3 protein-coding genes and 2 pseudogenes are annotated in these 2,526 nt (G+C 44.9%); 2 read left to right on the top strand and 3 right to left on the bottom strand.

Annotation, left to right across the window (positions count from 1 at the left end; translation table 11 throughout):
- From ACJHYR_RS27465 to ACJHYR_RS27455, 3 genes and pseudogenes are all read right to left on the bottom strand, one after another.
- Positions 1-264 (bottom strand): annotated as a pseudogene (locus ACJHYR_RS27465) (hypothetical protein); the annotation flags it as partial.
- A 275-nt stretch (positions 265-539) separates the two neighbouring features.
- Complete coding sequence (locus ACJHYR_RS27460) at positions 540-815, bottom strand: hypothetical protein (protein WP_001306230.1); 276 nt, start codon at positions 813-815, stop codon at positions 540-542.
- Between the two features lie 395 nt (positions 816-1,210).
- On the bottom strand, positions 1,211-1,837 hold the full coding sequence (locus ACJHYR_RS27455) for a LexA family protein (RefSeq protein ID WP_410233196.1): 627 nt from the start codon (positions 1,835-1,837) through the stop codon (positions 1,211-1,213).
- Between the two features lie 97 nt (positions 1,838-1,934).
- Here ACJHYR_RS27455 and ACJHYR_RS27450 point away from each other — a divergent pair, with 97 nt between their 5' ends.
- Positions 1,935-2,135: a Cro/CI family transcriptional regulator gene (locus tag ACJHYR_RS27450; protein WP_000205494.1), complete on the top strand. Its 201-nt coding sequence runs from the start codon at positions 1,935-1,937 to the stop codon at positions 2,133-2,135.
- Positions 2,136-2,172: 37 nt separating this feature from the next.
- Positions 2,173-2,526, top strand: a pseudogene (gene ymfL / locus ACJHYR_RS27445) (protein YmfL); the annotation flags it as partial.

The raw sequence follows: 2,526 nt of genomic DNA, 5'->3' as shown, positions 1-2,526 counted from the left end.
GAACACCTGCGGTGGCAGCCGCCCGGATGGATTGGGTTATGAGCCCGTCGTCCGGTGATGCTCTTCTCTGTTTTGTAAAAAGGACGGTACCAGCCGGAAGCAAGGGTACAAACTGGTACCGCCAGGACTACACACAGCATAAAGTTGTGGTGCCGGGTGCCTCCCGGTGCCTGGCGAAGGTTGCACACCAGACGGGTGGGTATCCACAGAAGGTCGACTGTCAGCCTCAACCTTAACCCGCGTGCGCTGAGCCGCATTCACCACAACGCCAAGGATTCTCTTTGGTTGAAAATACTTAGCTGTTATGTGCCTGTCTTTTCACCACTTCAGGCTCGGTGGTATCCTTTTAAGCCCGTATACATAAAAGGAAAATCAAATGACTTTTGATGAAAAAGAACTTGATAATGCAATTAATAAAATCATCGTAACGTCGCTCTTTTCCTGTCTCAGCGACACTCAGCAGAAACAGTTCTACGAATCGGCTTTCAACATGATCGAGAGTTGTTGTTTCTGCGATGCCGACGAGTTACCTGAAATAATCAGGAAACAGTTGGCTGATGCTCTTCGAGTGCGACTTTCTGACCAATTTTCTGAAATGTGCTCTCCGAATTTGGACAAATAGAAAAAGGCCATTTCCATTCAGGGTCTGATGGAAATACTTCAGCCTGTTCCAAAGCACGGCGTAAAGAGAATACAACTCCAGCCATAGCCTGATGTTTCCCATTGGTCCAGCTATCGCCGCTCTGATCTACAGGAGCGGCTATGTCGTATGACCAAACGACTTCACCACTATTGTTTAAAATCTGGACTTTCATTTTGTTCTTTAACCTCCAGATTTCCGCGCATCTAAAGGTGCATTCTCATTTGGTGTGAACTGAATAGTTGTGCTGATATTGATTAATGCTCCGACACACAAGACTACGCACTCAGAGCAGATAGCAACTTCATCTTTTCCGCCTTTGGCGATGATTTTTTTGCCTGCAGCTCGTTTGCGCCACAAAACGAGCATGTGAAATAACGGTTCATTTGCGCTCTCTTACACATAGTATTTAACGAATCATCCGGTCATTCATACGCCACCGGCGGCTACTTCGTGGGCGTCCTGCCTGTTCGTTATCTTTGACATAAAATCTAACTTAACTTAGTTATTATGGCAAGAGAAAACACCAAACTTTTCTTAGTTCGGTGCCTTAGTTAGAGAAGAGAGGTCTTAGAGTTCGTATTGAACTCCTTTGACTACACCAATGATAAGGCAATTACCATTGATAGGGATGTTGGGATACCGAGGATTTAATGGCACTAAAAACTTTTGAGGGCCATCGATGACTAATTTTTTTACTGTAGCTTCGTTTGTTCCATCAAGTCGAGCGATGACTATTTTTCCATGACGAGCTTCTGCATCTGGATCTACAATCACTGTTGCGCCTTCTGGTATTGTTGGGAGGCCATTAGGGTTAGTCATGGAGTCACCTTTAACCTCTAATGCAAATGAGTTATCACCAATCTTTAATGATGTATCTACCCACTTGTCCACTTCACTAAACACTTCTGCTGCCCTGCACTCAGTAAACTGCCCAGCCTGAACCCACGATATTACAGGAACTCTGCGCATGTTTGTGACGAGTTTGCCTTCAAACTCAGCACCATAAAGAATGTAATCTATTGACGTATTGAAGAACTTCGCTAATTTCGAAAGTGCCTCCCCACCAGGGGTATTGATGTCTTTCTCCCAGTACCCCACAGCAACGTCGCTTACTCCACAAAATTTACCCAATTCTTTCTGGGACGTTCTGGTAACTCTTCTCAGAGCTTTTATACGCTGACCAACCGTTTCCATAGGAGCACCATTTCTTGAATTGCTAAGTAATCTTAGTTTTTATTGACCAAAGATAGATTTGTAATTATCATCTAATAAAACTTAGTTTGGAGGGCGTATGACAACTGACGATATCGAAAGCTACTTCGGCAGTATTGAGAAAGTTGCTGCTTTTTTCGGCATAACAACTGAAGCCGTTTATCAGTGGCGAAACCGTCCGGGCCAGTTAATTCCAAAAGGACGTGCAGCAGAAGCTGCATATAGAACTTGCGGACGGTTGCCATTTAAACCTGAGCTTTATGAAAAATCTAATGGATAAATCGATTAACAGAAACCACAGAACGATGAGGCTAACCGTGGGTAAGCATCACTGGAAAGTAGAAAAACAGCCTGAGTGGTACGTGAAAGCTGTCAGAAAAACTATCGCAAAGTTGCCGGGTGGTTACGCTGAAGCAGCTGACTGGCTGGATGTAACAGAGAACGCATTATTTAACCGCCTTCGTGCTGATGGCGATCAGATTTTCCCGCTGGGATTGGCAATGATTTTGCAACGTGCTGGTGGAACTCACTTCATTGCTGATGCTGTGGCGCAGTCTGCTAATGGCGTCTTTGTGTCTCTTCCTGACGTCGAGGATGTGGACAACGCCGATATTAACCAGCGTCTGCTGGAAGTCATTGAACAGATCGGCAGTTATTCAAAACAGATTCGT

Origin of the sequence: Escherichia sp. WS1450, assembly GCF_046487395.1 — a bacterium.
GTDB classification, from domain to species: Bacteria; Pseudomonadota; Gammaproteobacteria; order Enterobacterales; family Enterobacteriaceae; genus Escherichia; species Escherichia coli.
Note: the sequence above shows the minus strand (reverse complement) of the source record. Positions and strands in the feature narration are given on the sequence as shown.

Excerpts from the sequence above, each read along its gene's own strand:
- ACJHYR_RS27460 (WP_001306230.1), bottom strand. The coding sequence starts at position 815 with ATGAAAGTCCAGATTTTAAACAATAGTGGTGAAGTCGTTTGGTCATAC.
- ACJHYR_RS27455 (WP_410233196.1), bottom strand. The coding sequence starts at position 1,837 with ATGGAAACGGTTGGTCAGCGTATAAAAGCTCTGAGAAGAGTTACCAGA.
- ACJHYR_RS27450 (WP_000205494.1), top strand. The coding sequence starts at position 1,935 with ATGACAACTGACGATATCGAAAGCTACTTCGGCAGTATTGAGAAAGTT.